Source organism: Pseudomonas sp. LBUM1671 (assembly GCF_059695685.1).
The window spans coordinates 207961-223079 of the sequence record NZ_CP166782.1 but is presented as its reverse complement, the minus strand read 5'-3'; the positions used below and the strand labels follow the sequence as shown (position 1 = coordinate 223079).

Genomic DNA, 15119 nt, shown 5'->3' with positions numbered 1-15119 from the left:
AGGGCATTGCGTGCAGCCAAGGAGCGGCACTGATGTCCAGTCTGGCAGATGCAATCGTTCAGAGTGATCTGGACATCGCCCCGTTGTTGTTGCCCGCGCAGGTCTTGCGCAACGACGCACAAGCCATCAAGGCCGCCCATGAGCTGGCGCAAGTTGCCCGCCTGCAAGCAGCCAAACGTGACCGGCAGCGCAAGTTGCCATGGTCGGAAATCGAACAGTTCACCCGCAGCGGTTTAGGCAGCATTGCCATCCCGCGCGAGTACGGTGGCCCGCAGGTTTCGTTCGTCACAGTGGCCGAGGTCTTTGCGATCATTTCCGCGGCGGACCCGGCACTGGGACAGATCCCGCAGAACCAGTTCGGCATCCTCAATCTGGTGCTCGGCAGCGCCACCGAGGCGCAGAAAAAACAGCTGTTCAAAAGCGTGCTCGAAGGCTGGCGCATCGGCAATGCCGGGCCGGAACGCGGCACCAAAAACACCCTCGAACTCAAGGCACGAATCACCGCCGACGGCGACGGTTTTGTCATCAGCGGGCAGAAGTTTTACTCCACCGGCGCGCTGTTCGCCCATTGGGTGGCGGTCAAGGCGCTGAACGACGACGGCAAGCAAGTGCTGGCCTTCGTCCGTCGCGGTACGCCAGGTCTGCGCATCGTTGATGACTGGTCGGGCTTCGGCCAGCGCACAACCGCCAGCGGCACCATTTTGCTCAACAACGTGCGGGTCGACGCCGAGCTGGTGGTGGACAACTGGAAGATCAACGACAGCCCGAATATTCAGGGCGCGGTGTCGCAATTGATCCAGGCGGCCATCGACGCCGGCATCGCCCGCGGTGCCATCGACGACGCCATCGAGTTCGTGAAAACCCGCGCCCGGCCGTGGATCGACGCCAAGGTCGAACGGGCCAGCGATGACCTCTACGTCATCGCCGATATCGGCAAACTGAAAATCGAACTGCACGCGGCCGAAGCGCTGCTGCGCAAGGCCGGGCAAGTGCTCGATCAGGTCAGCGCCGCGCCACTCACTGCCGAGTCTGCCGCGCGCGCCTCGATCGCCGTGGCTGAAGCCAAAGTGCTGACCACCGAGATCTCCCTGCTCGCCAGCGAAAAACTTTTCGAACTGGCCGGCAGCCGCGCGACCCTCGCCGAATTCAACCTCGACCGTCATTGGCGCAACGCTCGCGTGCACACGCTGCACGATCCCGTTCGCTGGAAATACCACGCAGTCGGTATTTATCACTTGAACGGCACTTTGCCCGCTCGCCACTCCTGGATCTAACGACCAGAACACTTTTGACCAGATCTCTGGAGAAACACATGACTCTTTCTCACCACGTCGCGGTCATAACCAGCGATGAGCAAGCCGTGATCGTCGCTACCGATCTGGCCGAAGATTTCAAGCGTGACAGCGCCCTGCGCGACCGCGAACGTCGCCTGCCGCACCCGGAGCTGGAAGTGTTTTCCTGCTCGGGCCTCTGGGGCATCAGCGTGCCAAAAGAATACGGAGGCGCTGGCGTTTCCAACGTCACCCTGGCCAAGGTCATCGCTTTGATTGCCCAGGCGGACGGCTCGCTCGGACAGATCCCGCAGAACCATTTCTACGCCCTCGAAGTGCTGCGTGTGAACGGCAGCGAAGAGCAGAAAAAACGCCTGTACGCCGAAGTGCTTGCCGGACAACGCTTCGGCAATGCCCTCGCAGAACTGGGCACCAAAACGGCCCACGACCGCGTCACGAACCTGACACGCGACGGTGACGGCTATCGCATCAACGGCCGCAAGTTCTACGCAACCGGCGCGATCTATGCGCAACGCATTCCGACTTCGGTGGTGGATGAAAACGGTGTGCAGCAACTGGCGTTCGTCCCCCACAACAGCAAAGGCCTGACCGTCATCGACGACTGGAGCGGTTTCGGCCAGCGCACCACCGGCAGCGGTTCGGTGGTGTTCGAAGACGTCTACGTCGCCGCCGAAGACGTGATCCCGTTTCAAAGTGCCTTCGAGCGCCCGACCCCTGTCGGCCCGCTGGCGCAGATTCTCCACGCCGCCATCGACACCGGCATCGCCCGCGCCGCTTATGAAGACGCGTTGCATTTCGTGCGCACGAAAACCCGTCCGTGGATCGACGCCACCCACGATAAGGCCACTGACGATCCGCTGACCCTCAAGAGCTTCGGCCACCTGAGCATTCGCCTGCACGCTGCCGAAGCGTTGCTGGAACGCTCCGGCGAATTCCTCGATAAAGCTCAGGCCGACACCAACGCCGAAACCGTAGCCGCTGCCTCGATTGCCGTGGCCGAAGCTCGCGCCATCAGCACCGAAATTTCCCTCGCCGCCGGCAGCACGCTGTTTGAGTTGGCCGGCAGCCAGGCGACGCTGATCGAACACGGCCTCGATCGCCACTGGCGCAACGCCCGGGTGCACACGCTGCACGACCCGGTGCGCTGGAAGTATCACGCCGTCGGCAACTACTACCTCAACGATGAAAACCCTCCGTTGCGAGGGACCCTCTGATGGCCGAGGCGAAAAAGAAGATCCTGCTCAACGCGTTCAACATGAACTGCATCGGGCACATCAACCATGGCCTGTGGACGCATCCACGGGACACCTCCACTCAGTACAAAACCATTGAATACTGGACCGAACTGGCGCAGTTGCTGGAGCGCGGTTTGTTCGATGGCCTGTTCATCGCCGACATCGTCGGCGTGTACGACGTCTACCAGAACTCGGTGGACGTGCCACTGAAAGAGTCGATCCAGCTGCCGGTCAACGACCCGCTGTTGCTGGTTTCGGCCATGGCAGCGGTGACGAAAAACCTCGGCTTCGGCCTGACCGCCAACCTGACTTACGAACCGCCGTATCTGTTCGCTCGGCGCATGTCGACGCTCGATCACCTGAGTCGCGGCCGGGTCGGCTGGAACATCGTCACCGGCTACCTCGACAGCGCCGCCAAAGCCATGGGCCTGAGCGAACAGGTGGAACACGACCGCCGCTACGACCAGGCCGATGAATACCTGGAAGTGCTCTACAAACTCTGGGAAGGCAGCTGGGAAAACGGCGCGGTGCTCAATGACCCGCAGCAACGGATCTACGCCCAACCGGAAAAAGTGCACAAGGTCGAGCATAAGGGCGAGTTCTATCAGGTCGAGGGTTACCACCTCTGCGAACCGTCGCCGCAGCGCACGCCGGTGCTGTTCCAGGCCGGCAGTTCGGATCGCGGTTTGCTGTTCGCCGGGCGCCATGCCGAATGCGTGTTCATCAGCGGTCAGAACAAACCGTCGACCAAGGTGCAAGTGGACAAGGTTCGCGCCAGCGCGGTTGAAGCCGGGCGTAATCCCGAGGACATCAAGGTGTTCATGGGCTTGAACGTGATTGTCGGCGCCACCGAAGAGCTTGCCTGGAAGAAGCACGCCGAGTACCTCAGCTACGCCAGCGCCGAGGCCGGTGTCGCGCATTTTTCGGCGTCGACCGGGATCGATTTCTCCGAATACCAAATCGACGAACCGATCCAGTACGTGAAGAGCAACGCCATCCAGTCGGCGACCAGGAACCTGCAAAACAACGACTGGACCCGACGCAAATTGCTTGAGCAACACGCGCTGGGTGGCCGCTACATCACGGTGGTGGGTTCACCTGAGCAAGTGGCGGACGAACTGGAATCGTGGATCGCCGAAACCGGGCTGGATGGCTTCAACCTGACGCGGATTGTCACGCCGGAAAGCTATGTGGACTTCATCGATTCGGTGATTCCCGAATTGCAACGCAGAGGGTCGTACAAAACCGCTTACGACAGCGGCAGCCTGCGGGAAAAGCTGTTTCACGGTGAAGCGCATTTGCCTGGGCAACACACGGGCTCGGCGTTTCGCCGCTGATCCCTGTGGCGAGGGAGCTTGCTCCCGCTCGACTGCGCAGCAGTCGCAAAACCCGAAACCGATTTGTACCTGACACACCTGATCGAATGGCTATGGGGCTGCTCCGCAGCCCAGCGGGAGCAAGCTCCCTCGCCACAAAATGCGTGCACATATTGAATAATTGACTGGAAAACTCATCATGACCAAGAAACTTCTCTCCCACCCAGTCAAAGCACTGGCCCTGGCCCTCGGCCTCTTCAGCTCCATCAGCTTCGCCGCCGACGCGCCGTTGAAAGTCGGTACCACCGCCGCCTTCGCCATTCCGCTGGAGGCCGCCGTTGAAGAAGCGAAAAAACAAGGCCTGCAAGTCGACCTGGTGGAGTTCAGCGACTGGATCGCCCCCAACGTCAGCCTCGCGGCCGGCGACATCGATGTGAATTACTTCCAGCACGTCCCGTTCCTGGAAAACGCCAAGGCCGCCGCCGGTTTTGACCTGGTGCCGTTCGCGCCGGGAATCATCAACAACGTCGGCCTCTACTCGAAGAAATACAAAAGCTTCGACGACTTGCCACAAGGCGCCAGCGTCGCCATCGCCAACGACCCGATCAACAGCGGTCGCGGCCTGCAACTGTTGGCCAAGGCCGGTTTGATCACCCTCAAACCGGGTGTCGGCTACAAGGCCACCGAAGAAGACATCATTGCCAACCCGAAGAAAATCAAAATCCTGCAGGTTGAGGCTGTGCAACTGGTGCGCGCCTATGACGACGCCGATCTGGTGCAGGGCTACCCGGCCTACATCCGTCTGTCGAAGACCTTCGATGCCGGTTCTGCGCTGCTGTTTGATGGCCTCGATCACAAGGAATACGTGATCCAGTTCGTGATCCAGCCGAAAAGCAAAACCGACCCGCGCCTGATCAAATTCGTCGACATTTACCAGCACTCGCCAGCCGTTCGCGCAGCCTTGGATAAAGCCCACGGCAAGCTCTATCAAGCCGGTTGGGAAAGCTGAGGATGACGGCCGCGATCCAACGGCGACTGGATATTCCAGAGCCACATAAAGCCGAACAGACCGAACTGCACCCGGACCTGAACCGGGCGCACGTGCGCTTCATCGGCCTGGGTAAAACCTACACTGGCCAGCAAGGTCCGGTGGCGGCTTTGCACGGCATCGACCTGGCGATCCAGCGCGGTGAAGTGTTCGGCATCATCGGTCGTAGCGGCGCCGGCAAGTCGTCGCTGATCCGCACCATCAATCGTCTGGAGCAGCCGAGCACCGGGCGGGTGCTGATCGATCAAGTGGACATCGGCGAGTTCGATGAAGACCGCCTGGTGGCGCTGCGCCGACGGATCGGCATGATCTTCCAGCACTTCAACCTGATGTCCGCCAAAACCGTTTGGCAGAACGTCGAGTTGCCGCTGAAAGTGGCCGGTGTGCCCAAGGAAAAACGCGAACAGAAAGTCCGTGAATTGCTGGAGCTGGTGGGCCTGCAAGGCAAGCACAAGGCCTATCCGGCGCAGCTGTCGGGTGGGCAGAAACAACGCGTCGGCATCGCCCGCGCCCTGGTGCACGATCCGGAAATTCTGCTGTGCGACGAAGCCACATCGGCGCTGGACCCGGAGACCACGCAATCGATTCTCGGCCTGCTGCGTGAGATCAATCAGCGCCTCGGTTTAACCATTGTGCTGATCACCCACGAGATGGCGGTGATCCGCGATATCTGTGATCGGGTGGTGGTGCTGGAACACGGGCACATCGTCGAGCAAGGGCCGGTGTGGGAAGTGTTCGGCAACCCGCAGCATGACGTCAGCAAGACCTTGCTCGCGCCGTTGCAACACGCGTTGCCGCAAGAACTGCAAAGCCGCTTGCGCCCGCAACCACAGTCTTCGGATGCGGCAGTGGTGTTGCGTTTGCAATTCACTGGCAGCGCGACAGATGAACCGGATCTGGCGGCCTTGTTCAGCGCTCTCGGTGGCCGCGTGCGTTTGTTGCAAGGTGGCGTGGAACGGATTCAGGGCCACGCGCTGGGGCAGTTGCTGCTGGCGGTGGCCGGCTCGTCCCTTGGCGCAGAGGAATTGCGTCAGCGTGCCGGCAATTGGGCGCAACAGGCGGAGGTATTGGGCTATGTGGTTTGATCGCTTGCTGCAAGGTTTCATCGACACGTTCCTGATGGTCGGCGTGTCATCGCTGATTGCGCTGCTGGCGGGCATTCCGCTGGCGGTGATTCTGGTCACCAGTTCCAAGGGTGGCATCTACGAAGCAGCGGCGCTGAACCGCGCACTGGGTGCATTCGTGAACCTGTTCCGCTCTATTCCGTTTCTGATTCTGATGGTGGCGCTGATCCCGTTCACCCGCTTGATCGTCGGCACGACGTATGGTGTCTGGGCCGCCGTGGTACCGCTGACGATTGCGGCCACGCCGTTTTTTGCGCGTATCGCGGAAGTTAGTTTGCGAGAGGTTGATCACGGGTTGATCGAAGCCGCGCAGGCGATGGGTTGCCGGCGCTGGCACATCGTCTGGCATGTGCTGTTGCCTGAGGCGCTGCCGGGGATTGTTGGTGGTTTCACGATTACGCTGGTGACCATGATCAACTCGTCGGCCATGGCCGGGGCGATTGGTGCCGGTGGACTGGGCGATATCGCCTATCGATACGGGTATCAGCGCTTCGACAGCCAGATCATGCTGACGGTGATTGTGTTACTGGTGGTGTTGGTGGCGGTGATCCAGCTCGGTGGAGATCGGTTGGCACGGGGTCTTAACAAGCGCTGAACACGGTGCGATTGAAGGGCTTTTGTGGCGAGGGGGTTTACCCCCGTTGGGCTGCGAAGCGGCCCCAAAACCTGCTGACCTGGTTTGCCTGACACACCTCTTTGAATGGCTTTGGGGGCTGCTGCGCACCCCAACGGGGGTAAACCCCCTCGCCACAAAAGCACTCTCGACACAGGCAATTTCCCTCGTGACAGGAGGAACATTTCCCACAGGAAAATCAGTGCGCCTACAGGCCTGTTCCCTTTCATTTGCAGGACATTTCCTAGATCATTCCGCTCGCTTGCGCCGGTGGATTCTCGTGGCTAGTCTCGGTCCGTCACTGCTCATCAGTGATCGGGTTTGAACTGGTCAAGTAAATCCGGACACCGTTTACGGTGCTTATGCCGCTTTTTGCTCCATAGCTATGGGCGACAGGTAGTTGTTGTAGCTGTGTAGCCGGGTGCGGTTGTAGTACATGAAGAAGCGGACCATGTCGGTTTGTGCTTCCTCGCTCGTGCCATAGCCGCCGCGAGGCACCCATTCTGACTTCAGGGTGCCGAAAAACCGCTCTGTTGGCGCATTGTCCCAGCACTGACCACGATGGCTCATGCTTTGCAAAATGCCATGGCGCATCAGCTCCTCTTGAAACTTGCGACTGGTGTACTGACAACCTTGATCCGAATGAAACATCAATCCAGGTGAGCACGTTCGAAGCTCTGTGGCCATGCGCAGCGCCTTGCTGACCAGGTTGGCATCATTGATCAGGGAAAACGCCCAACCGATCACTCGGCGCGCAAACAGGTCGATCACGACGGCCAGATGAACCCAGCGCTTACCCACCATCAAGCTTGTAACGTCGCCACACCAGACTTGATTGACCGCCGCCGGCTTGAAATTGCGCTTAAGCAGATTGGGCGCGACAAATGCTTCCACTCCTTTGGACCTGAACGGGTGAGGCTGGCGTTGCTTACTGACAATGTTGGCCTCTCTCATCAGCGCCTGAACAAGGCTTCTGCCGACCGCTATGTTTTGGGCCTTCAGATTTTTGCTAATCGTTCTGGACCCCATGGCTTCGCGGCTTTCGCTGTGCAACTCAACCACTTTCCCTTTGAGCTCTTCGCGCCTGATCCTTGGTCTGGCACGCCGCTGCATCCATTCATAAAAGCTGCTGCGCTTCACATCGAAAACGCGACACAGGGTGGCGGTCGGAAATGACTCTCTTAGCTCCGCGATCATCGAAAACGATCGGGGTCCGACATCAAGAGAGCGGTAGCCTTTTTTAAGATATCGGCTTCCATTTCCATGCGCTTGATCTTAGCTTTCAAGTCCTGAATCTGGCGCTGATCCTCGGTAATGGCCTTGGTGCCTTGAATCGGCTCCCCCTTGTGTTCCTTGCGAACCTGATCTACCCAGCGCCGTAACGCGGTGGCACTGATGTCCAGCGAGGCGCAGACTTCCTGTACCGAACAATGATCATCAATCACCATGCTGGCCGCACGGTGTTTGAACTCGCGGGAAAAGACTCTTCTTTCTTTCATGGAACCTCCAAATTGGCGAAATCATATCGCCCTTAAGAGGTGTCCGGAATTATTAGGCCAGTTCAGTTTAGTCGCCCGGAACCTACCAGGCGCACAGCGCTACCTCTCGGCAGGTGATTTATCACCTGCAGTTTATGGTGGCTGTGCGCAGGGCACCCTCGGGTGCGCCGGTGTCTCCTGGTGGCCGGTCGACTAACCTGCGTGCAGCCGCCACCCCTGTTCGTTTAGTCGCGATATCGGTTGGCTCCAACTAATACCAGGAGTTTTACCAATGAAAAGATCTGTCCCCGATCCACCTCCCGAGACAACCACCAAAGGCAATCCCACCGACGATCCGCCAAGAGACCGCTCCGCCCTTTATCGTGCAATCGATTTCTACCTCACCGGTGAACAGCCTTCAGCACCCGATGAGCTGCGGTTCTACAACGTCAGCGAAGACGTGAGTTTCGAAGACACCCAACTCTATGTCGCTGATCTGCTGCGTTGCGCGTCCGTCACGGCGTATCAGTGTGGCGATCACCTCAAAGGCGCGGACCGGGCCATGGTGTTTTCTGTCTGGCATCTGCTGGAAATTGCCAAAGCCATGGTTGATCGTTCCATTGATTGCCTGGGGATGAAGCAGGGCTGAGACATCGCTATCGCGGGCAAGCCCGCTCCCACAGGTGTACGCGATCAACTGTGGGAGCGAGCCTGCTCGCGATTGGCTGCGCAGCAGCCACCGGCCTCATGGCGTATATTCGACAAATCCCCATTGCCTGCGCAGCCGACCATGAAACAAACCCCCACTGACCTCAAGCAGATCACCGCCACCACCCTGGGCCATTACAACTCGGTGGCCGAAGGTTTTCGCGAGGGGACTCGCGATCATGATGTCAGCCAGAACATCGACGCCCTGTTGCGGCATATTCAGGGCGAGGCGCCGTTCGACATTCTCGATTTTGGCTGTGGGCCGGGGCGTGATTTGCAGACGTTCACGCGCATGGGCCACACGGCTGTCGGGCTGGATGGGTCGGAGAAGTTTGCACAGATGGCGCGTGAGGACAGTGGGTGTGAGGTGTGGCAGCAAGACTTTCTGAAGCTGGATCTACCGAATGAACGCTTCGACGGGATTTTTGCCAATGCGGTGTTGTTTCATATTCCCCGCCAGGAATTGCCTCGGGTGCTGAAAGAATTGCGCGGGGCGTTGAAGCCCGGTGGCGTGTTGTTCAGTTCCAATCCGCGGGGCGAGAATCAGGAAGGGTGGAATGGGTCACGGTATGGGGCGTATCACGATCTGGCGGCTTGGCAGCAATTGCTGACTGAGGCGGGGTTTGTGGAGTTGGAGCATTACTACCGGCCGGCGGGGCTGCCGCGGGAGCAGCAGCCTTGGTTGGCGAGTGTTTGGCGGCGGGCGTGATTGGGGGGGTGTGTCAATGAGATCCACCCCTCACCCCAACCCTCCCGAAACGTCGGACCGCCCCAAAGGGGCGAGGGGGAAGGGAGCAGATCTTCAAGCTTTTCAAAACCTGAGTTCAACTCTATTTCCCCGATCGCAAAATTTCTCCGGAACACCTCGGTCAGTCCCCTCTACCCCTTGGGGAGAGGGTTAGGGTGAGGGGTGGGTCTCAAGCCGATCACCTTTCTTCGGCTCGCGGATTTTGTACCAGGCGACGTAAAGCGCCGGCAAAAACAGCAACGTCAGCAACGTCGCAATAATGATCCCGCCAATCATCGCGTACGCCATCGGTCCCCAGAACACTTCCCGGGCGATCGGGATCATCCCCAGACTTGCTGCCGCAGCGGTCAGCAGAATCGGCCGGCGTCGATGCTCCGTGGCCTGCGCCACGGCATCCCAAGGCGCGAGGCCCTCTTTCTCCAGGGCATCGATCTGCGTCACCAAAATTACCGAGTTGCGGATGATGATGCCGATCAGCGCCAGAATCCCCAGGATCGCCACAAAGCCCATCGGCGTGCCTGTCGGGATCAGCGCCAGCACCACGCCAATCAAGCCGAGCGGCGCGACGCTGGCCACCAGGAACAGTTTCTGCACGCTGTGCAGCTGGATCATGAGGAAGGTCGCCATGAGGAACAGCATCAACGGCACCACCTTGGCAATCGGCCCTTGGGCCTTGCCGCTTTCCTCCACCGTGCCGCCCGTGGCAACCGAGTAACCCACCGGCAAACTGGCGGAGAATTTATCGATGTCAGGCTTGAGCTGTTTCACCAGGTCGGTCGGCTGAATCTCGTCGCGCACCGCTGCCTTGATGGTGATGGTCGGCTTGCGGTCGCGGCGCCAGACCAGCGGTTGCTCAAGTTCATAGCGCACCGTGGCGAAGGCCAGCAGCGGAATCGACGTGCCGCCCGGGGTGACGATCTGCAAGTTCTGCAGGGTTTCCGGCGTGCCGCGTTCCGCGTCCACCGCGCGGCCCACGACGTTGATCAGGTAGATATCGTCATCAACCTGAGTGACCGGCGAACCGACGACGATGCTGTTCATCAGGTTGGCCACGTCTTCCGACGACAGCCCCAGTTGCCGCGCCTTGTCCTGGGCGATGTCGATGCGCAGGACTTTGCCCGGTTCGTTCCAGTCGTAAATGATCTCGCCGATGTGCGAGTTTTTATCCAGTTCGGTAGCCAGGGCGATCGCGTGTTTGCGCACCTGATCGATGTCCTTGCCGCTGACCCGGTACTGAATCGGGCGACCCACCGGCGGGCCCATTTCCAGCGCCTGGACGTAGCTGCCGATGCCGACGAAATCTTTGCGCAGCCGCTCGTTCAAGCGCTGGCTGAGGGCGTTACGCGACTCCAGGCCTTTGCTGACGATCACCAATTGCGCGTAGTACGGGTTCTGCAATTGCTGGTCGAGGGGCAGGTAGAAACGGATCGCCCCCTCGCCGATGTAAGTGCTCCAGCGCACGATGTCCGGGTCATCCTTGAGCGTCGCTTCGAGCCTGTCCACTGCCTTGCGGGTTTCGGCGATCGAGGCGTTTTGCGGCAGGTTGAGGTCGACGAGGATTTCCGGGCGGTCCGAGGACGGGAAGAACTGGTTCTGCACGAACTGCATGGAAAACACCGACGCCACGAACAGCGCGATCGTGATGCCGATGGCCCACCAGCGATTGCGCATCGACCAGAGCATGCCGTAATTGAATGCGCGGCCGATGCGACCCGGCTCGGCGTCATGGGGCTTCACGTTGGCGCTGAGGATGTGCACGCCGATCACCGGTGCGAACAACACGGCGACAACCCACGACACCAGCATCGCCACGGCGATCACCGCAAACAGGGTGAAGGTGTACTCGCCCGCCGAGCTGGCGTTCAAGCCGATGGGCACGAAACCGGCGACCGTCACCAATGTACCGGTGAGCATCGGGAACGCCGTGGAGGTGTAGGCAAACGTTGCCGCCTGCTCCTTGGTCTCGCCCATTTCCAGGCGCGTGACCATCATCTCGACCGTGATCATTGCGTCGTCCACCAGCAGGCCGAGGGCGATGATCAGCGCACCGAGTGAAATCCGCTGCATGGTGATGCCGCTGTATTCCATGAAGATAAAGACCATCGCCAGCACCAGCGGGATCGAGCACGCCACCACCAGCCCGGCGCGCACACCGAGGCTGACGAAGCTGACGATCAGCACGATCACCACCGCTTCGAACAAGGCACTGGTGAAGCCGCCGACGGCTTTTTCCACCACTTCGGCCTGGTCGGAAACCGTGTGCACACCGACGCCCACCGGCAAGTCGGCGGTCAGGTCAGTCATGCGCTGGTGCAACGCCTTGCCGAACTCCTGGATGTTGCCGCCCTTCTTCATGGCGATGGCGAGGCCGATGCCCGGGCGGCCGTTGAAGCGGAATTCCGGGGTCGCCGGGTCAACGTAACCACGGCTGATCTCGGCGATGTCGGCCAGGCGGTAGAAGCGGTCATTGAGCCGCAGGTTGACGTTAGCCAGGTCTTTCTCGGAAGCGAACTGCCCCGAGGTGCGCACCGAGATGCGCTCCGGGCCAGCTTCGATCACACCGGCCGGAGTCACCGCGTTCTGGGTTTGCAGGCTCTGCACCACCTGGCGCTGATCGATGCCCAGCGCTGCCAGTTTGCGGGTAGAGAAATTCAGGTAGAGAACTTCGTCCTGCTCACCGACCATCTCGACCTTGCCCAGCCCCGGCACTTCACGAATTTCGGCGCGGACCTGTTCCACGTAATCGCGCAACTGGCGCATCGACAAGCCGTCGGCGGTAAAGGCATACACCGAACCGAACACATCACCGAATTCGTCGTTGAAACCCGGGCCCTGAAGCCCTTGAGGGAAGTCGCCGCGAATGTCGTTGATCTTCTTGCGCACCTGGTACCAGATTTGCGGGATGTCCTTGGCACTGGTGGTGTCGCGCAGGTTGACGAACACCGTCGATTCGCCGGGCCGGGTGTAGCTTTTCACGTAGTCGAGGGAGTCGAGTTCCTCGAGTTTTTTCTCGATGCGGTCAGTGACTTGCTTGAGGGTTTCTTCCTGGGTCGCGCCCGGCCAACGGGTCTGGATAACCATGGTCTTGATGGTGAACGACGGGTCTTCTTCGCGGCCCAGGTTCATGTAGGAGAACACGCCCATCAGCAGCGCGACGAACATCAAATACCAGACAAACGACTGATGCTTGAGGGCCCATTCGGATAAGTTGAAACTCCCTTTCATTGTGGGCTGTCCTCATCGATTTTCACTTTCTGCCCGGGTTTCAGGCTGTTCACACCCGCGCTGACCACCCGCTCACCGGACTTCACGCCACTGGCCAGGATCATCGTGGAATCCGTGCGGCTGACCAGGCTGACGTCTCGTGGGGCAACGGTTTGGGTCTGCGTATCGACGACCCAGATGCGGGTCTTGCCATCGACCTCCTGGAGCGCACTCAACGGCAGTTCGATGCGCGGTTTGATCGCGGAGCTGAGGGTGACGCTGATCGCGGTACCCAGGCGAAAACCGGCAGGTGTGTCTGTCAGGGTCAGGCGGGCGCGACGGGTACGCGTCGCACTTTGGGCCTGAGGTTCGATTTCTCGAACGATGGCGGTGGTGGTAATGCTCGGGTCCAGTTGCGCTGCGACCTGGAACACGACATCGGCCGGCAACTGATCGACCAGGGTGTCCGGCAGGTCGATCACGGCTTCCTTGATGTCCGGTTGCGCCAGGGTCACCACTTGCTGGCCGGCCGTGACGACTTGCCCGGCTTCGGCATTCCACGCGGTGACGATGGCTTTGTGGTCGGAGCGCAGTTCGACGTAGTTGAGCTGATCCTTGGCCTGATCGACCGCGGCTTTCGCTTGGTCGAGCGAGGCCTGGGTGGTTTTGAGATCGGTCTGGGCGATGTCGAGTTGCGCCTGGGCGCCGACGCCGCGATCGAACAATTCCTGTTGGCGCCGGGCGTTGGCCTGGGCGTTGATGTATTGCGCCTGGACGCTGGCCAGATCGCCCTGGGCGGAACGCAACTGGTTCTGCTGATCGGTGGGGTCCAGGGTGGCGAGCAGCGCGCCCTTTTCCACTTCAGCACCGACATCGACATTGCGGCTGGCGATGCGCCCCGGCACACGGAACCCGACGTTGCTTTCATAACGGGCCTGGATGCTGCCGGCGAAGCGGCCGAGGTTTTCCTCGTCCAGCGACTGGACCTTGACCGAGAGCACCGGGCGTACCGGCTCCGGTGGCGCTTCTTTTTCCGAGCAGGCCGCCAGCATCACAGCGCCGCACACCAGTAACAGACGCTTCATGGCTGGGCTTCCACTGCTAGATCCTTGTAGGTGTTTTCGGCAATTTCGACTTTCACGCCGGGGTGCAGCAACTGACCGCCGGCGATGACGACTTTTTCACCCCCCTGCAGGCCGGCGCTGATGATCACTTTGCCGGTCAGGTAACGACCGACCGTGACGGTGTGCAGCTGCGCCTTGCCCTCGCCATCTACCAGCCATACCGCCGGATCGCTGAGGTTTTTGGTCAGCGCCGACCACGGCAATTCCACGGCGGATTTCCCCGGCGTCTTGGCCGTGGCACTCACCACCGAGCCCAATTGCATGCCCTCGGGCAGGCCATTGAGGGTGACTTTGACTTGCACGGTGCCGGTCTGCGCGGACACGGCCGGGGTGATTTCCCGCACGGTGCCGGTGGTTTTGATCGCCGGGTTGTCGAGCAGGCTGACCACGATGGTTTTATCTTCCGGGGCCTCGGCCAGCAGCGATTCGTAGACGTTGAACACCGCGTCGCGCTCGCCATCGCGGGCCAGGCTGAAAATCGGCACCGTCGCCTGCACCACTTGGCCGACCTCGGCCTGACGCGCCGTAATCACGCCCGGCGCATCGGCGATCAGCGCGGTGTAGCTGAGTTGTTCGCGAGCGTTGGCGAACTGCGCCTGGGCAGCGGCCAATGCGCTCTGACTGCTGCGCAAGGCGGCTTGGGCGGAATCGTATTCGCTTTGGCTGGTGTAGCCCTTGGGCAGGAGTTTTTGCTGGCGAACGAACGCGGCGGCGGTCTGTTTGACCCGGGCTTGCTCAGCGACAACCTGGGCCTGTGCCGAATCGACGCTGGTCTGCAGGTCCTTGGGATCGAGTTTGGCCAGTACCTGCTTTGCCGACACCCGGTCACCGACATCGACCATGCGTTGAATGATCTTGCCGCCCACGCGGAACGACAATTCGGTCTGGACCCGGGCCTGAACATCGCCGGTGAGCGTCACCGACGCAGCGTAATCCGCGGGTTTGACCTCCTGGACGAACACCCGCGGACGGTTCTTCTCGACCTGGGGTTTATCGCCACAGGCGCTCAGCAGGGCAAGGAGGCTCAGGCCAACCACTGTTTTCAATCCGGGACCAGCCATGCAGCCTCCTTTGCGTTGTACGGACGTGCCAATGGCGATACGACTGTGAGCTTAGAACAGGGTTCCACGGGTGCACAGGATTACTACTATCCCCTTTGCCAAGGGGCTTTGCCTGTGGCGAGGGAGCTTGCTCCCGCTCGGCTGCGCAGCAGACGCAAGACCTGCGCC

Annotated in this window: 13 protein-coding genes; 8 read left to right on the top strand and 5 right to left on the bottom strand. The window is 60.4% G+C overall.

What is annotated here, in order from left to right; all coding sequences use genetic code 11:
- The first annotated feature begins 32 nt into the window (after positions 1–32).
- The 6 genes from ACA060_RS01005 (at position 33) to ACA060_RS00980 (ending at position 6610) form a co-directional block, all read left to right on the top strand.
- Positions 33–1274 carry an SfnB family sulfur acquisition oxidoreductase gene (locus ACA060_RS01005; protein ID WP_497314909.1) on the top strand — a complete coding sequence of 414 codons (1242 nt, stop codon included), beginning with the start codon at positions 33–35 and terminating at the stop codon, positions 1272–1274.
- 38 nt (positions 1275–1312) lie between these two features.
- Positions 1313–2506 carry an SfnB family sulfur acquisition oxidoreductase gene (locus ACA060_RS01000; protein WP_497314908.1) on the top strand — a complete coding sequence of 398 codons (1194 nt, stop codon included), beginning with the start codon at positions 1313–1315 and terminating at the stop codon, positions 2504–2506.
- Positions 2506–3864 (top strand): LLM class flavin-dependent oxidoreductase, encoded by a 1359-nt coding sequence (locus ACA060_RS00995; RefSeq protein ID WP_497314906.1) that lies wholly within the window; start codon positions 2506–2508, stop codon positions 3862–3864. The genes ACA060_RS01000 and ACA060_RS00995 overlap by 1 nt, the downstream gene beginning before the upstream one ends.
- A gap of 178 nt (positions 3865–4042) precedes the next feature.
- Entirely contained in the window at positions 4043–4852 is an 810-nt protein-coding gene (locus ACA060_RS00990) for a MetQ/NlpA family ABC transporter substrate-binding protein (RefSeq protein WP_497314904.1), read from the top strand.
- Between the two features lie 2 nt (positions 4853–4854).
- Positions 4855–5976: a methionine ABC transporter ATP-binding protein gene (locus ACA060_RS00985; protein ID WP_497314903.1), complete on the top strand. Its 1122-nt coding sequence runs from the start codon at positions 4855–4857 to the stop codon at positions 5974–5976.
- Positions 5966–6610, top strand: a complete 645-nt coding sequence (locus ACA060_RS00980) for a methionine ABC transporter permease (RefSeq protein ID WP_497314901.1) — start codon at positions 5966–5968, stop codon at positions 6608–6610. Before ACA060_RS00985 ends, ACA060_RS00980 begins: the two co-directional genes overlap by 11 nt.
- Before the next feature lie 378 nt (positions 6611–6988).
- Here the strand turns inward: ACA060_RS00980 and ACA060_RS00975 are convergent, their stop codons facing one another.
- Together ACA060_RS00975 and ACA060_RS00970 are read right to left on the bottom strand one after the other, a co-directional pair.
- The gene (locus tag ACA060_RS00975) at positions 6989–7825 is read right to left on the bottom strand and encodes an IS3 family transposase (RefSeq protein ID WP_497313044.1); all 837 of its coding nucleotides are present in this window, start codon (positions 7823–7825) and stop codon (positions 6989–6991) included.
- Positions 7822–8127: a transposase gene (locus ACA060_RS00970; protein WP_497313046.1), complete on the bottom strand. Its 306-nt coding sequence runs from the start codon at positions 8125–8127 to the stop codon at positions 7822–7824. The genes ACA060_RS00975 and ACA060_RS00970 overlap by 4 nt, the downstream gene beginning before the upstream one ends.
- Positions 8128–8398: 271 nt before the next feature.
- On the opposite strand from ACA060_RS00970, the gene ACA060_RS00965 reads away from it, so the two are divergent.
- Both ACA060_RS00965 and ACA060_RS00960 read left to right on the top strand, forming a co-directional pair.
- Entirely contained in the window at positions 8399–8755 is a 357-nt protein-coding gene (locus ACA060_RS00965) for a DUF6124 family protein (protein ID WP_497314899.1), read from the top strand.
- 141 nt (positions 8756–8896) lie between these two features.
- Entirely contained in the window at positions 8897–9523 is a 627-nt protein-coding gene (locus ACA060_RS00960) for a class I SAM-dependent methyltransferase (protein WP_497314897.1), read from the top strand.
- Between the two features lie 189 nt (positions 9524–9712).
- Here ACA060_RS00960 and ACA060_RS00955 read toward each other — a convergent pair whose 3' ends face one another.
- Genes ACA060_RS00955 through ACA060_RS00945 form a run of 3 tightly spaced genes read right to left on the bottom strand, consistent with a single transcriptional unit; the run spans position 9713 to position 14951 of the window.
- Positions 9713–12787 (bottom strand): efflux RND transporter permease subunit, encoded by a 3075-nt coding sequence (locus tag ACA060_RS00955; protein ID WP_497314895.1) that lies wholly within the window; start codon positions 12785–12787, stop codon positions 9713–9715.
- A complete protein-coding gene (locus ACA060_RS00950) occupies positions 12784–13851 on the bottom strand; it encodes an efflux RND transporter periplasmic adaptor subunit (RefSeq protein WP_109627279.1) in 1068 nt (355 codons plus the stop codon). The genes ACA060_RS00955 and ACA060_RS00950 overlap by 4 nt, the downstream gene beginning before the upstream one ends.
- Positions 13848–14951: an efflux RND transporter periplasmic adaptor subunit gene (locus tag ACA060_RS00945; protein WP_497314893.1), complete on the bottom strand. Its 1104-nt coding sequence runs from the start codon at positions 14949–14951 to the stop codon at positions 13848–13850. Before ACA060_RS00945 ends, ACA060_RS00950 begins: the two co-directional genes overlap by 4 nt.
- Between the last annotated feature and the right edge of the window lie 168 nt (positions 14952–15119).

Excerpts from the sequence above, each read along its gene's own strand:
- ACA060_RS01005 (WP_497314909.1), top strand. The coding sequence starts at position 33 with ATGTCCAGTCTGGCAGATGCAATCGTTCAGAGTGATCTGGACATCGCC.
- ACA060_RS01000 (WP_497314908.1), top strand. The coding sequence starts at position 1,313 with ATGACTCTTTCTCACCACGTCGCGGTCATAACCAGCGATGAGCAAGCC.
- ACA060_RS00960 (WP_497314897.1), top strand. The coding sequence starts at position 8,897 with ATGAAACAAACCCCCACTGACCTCAAGCAGATCACCGCCACCACCCTG.
- ACA060_RS00950 (WP_109627279.1), bottom strand. The coding sequence starts at position 13,851 with ATGAAGCGTCTGTTACTGGTGTGCGGCGCTGTGATGCTGGCGGCCTGC.
- ACA060_RS00985 (WP_497314903.1), top strand. The coding sequence starts at position 4,855 with ATGACGGCCGCGATCCAACGGCGACTGGATATTCCAGAGCCACATAAA.
- ACA060_RS00980 (WP_497314901.1), top strand. The coding sequence starts at position 5,966 with ATGTGGTTTGATCGCTTGCTGCAAGGTTTCATCGACACGTTCCTGATG.
- ACA060_RS00990 (WP_497314904.1), top strand. The coding sequence starts at position 4,043 with ATGACCAAGAAACTTCTCTCCCACCCAGTCAAAGCACTGGCCCTGGCC.
- ACA060_RS00965 (WP_497314899.1), top strand. The coding sequence starts at position 8,399 with ATGAAAAGATCTGTCCCCGATCCACCTCCCGAGACAACCACCAAAGGC.
- ACA060_RS00975 (WP_497313044.1), bottom strand. The coding sequence starts at position 7,825 with ATGATCGCGGAGCTAAGAGAGTCATTTCCGACCGCCACCCTGTGTCGC.
- ACA060_RS00995 (WP_497314906.1), top strand. The coding sequence starts at position 2,506 with ATGGCCGAGGCGAAAAAGAAGATCCTGCTCAACGCGTTCAACATGAAC.
- ACA060_RS00945 (WP_497314893.1), bottom strand. The coding sequence starts at position 14,951 with ATGGCTGGTCCCGGATTGAAAACAGTGGTTGGCCTGAGCCTCCTTGCC.
- ACA060_RS00955 (WP_497314895.1), bottom strand. The coding sequence starts at position 12,787 with ATGAAAGGGAGTTTCAACTTATCCGAATGGGCCCTCAAGCATCAGTCG.
- ACA060_RS00970 (WP_497313046.1), bottom strand. The coding sequence starts at position 8,127 with ATGAAAGAAAGAAGAGTCTTTTCCCGCGAGTTCAAACACCGTGCGGCC.